Source organism: Sebaldella sp. S0638, assembly GCF_024158605.1.
Lineage (GTDB): Bacteria > Fusobacteriota > Fusobacteriia > Fusobacteriales > Leptotrichiaceae > Sebaldella.
Genome location: NZ_JAMZGM010000153.1, coordinates 1 through 506, shown reverse-complemented (window position 1 = coordinate 506; position 506 = coordinate 1). Strand labels below are relative to the sequence as shown.

The 506-nt window shown below is 29.6% G+C and carries 1 protein-coding gene; it reads right to left on the bottom strand.

Annotation, left to right across the window (positions count from 1 at the left end):
* A partial coding sequence (locus tag NK213_RS18065; protein WP_253351817.1) for a recombinase RecT occupies positions 1-506 on the bottom strand: 506 nt, incomplete at both ends.

The following is a 506-nucleotide window of genomic DNA, read 5'->3' as shown; positions in this document are numbered from 1 at the left end:
TTTTCAACTTCCTCTTTACTCATAACATAATACTTTTCAAATCCGTTAAGTGTTTTAAAAAAAGCCACATAATGAGTTACTTCATCAGAGTTTTTAGTAGATAAGTCATATTCCAGATAATCAATGATAGGATCATAATGTATAAACTGTCCGTCGTATAACTTAGCGACATTGATATGTTTATATTGTCCACTTCTAATAGCAAGCTGTACAAGTCCTTTATATCCAATCTGAAATTGAGCTTCTTTTCCATATGGAATAATATATGCAAATCCCAGATTGGGGTCTATAGGTAAATCAAGTGATGCAGCAACAAGTGCAGCTTTAAGAATACTGTTTGGATCAACATTTCCGAATAATTTATTGGAATTAACAGTATTTAGTATACTTACAATAAATCCATTTGCTTTTTTACCAAGAATTTCTTCGAATCTCTTTTTTATAACATTTTGATGTAGAAGGTCTTTAATATTAAGTTCCTTAGCAGGTAAATTGTCATTATTTTT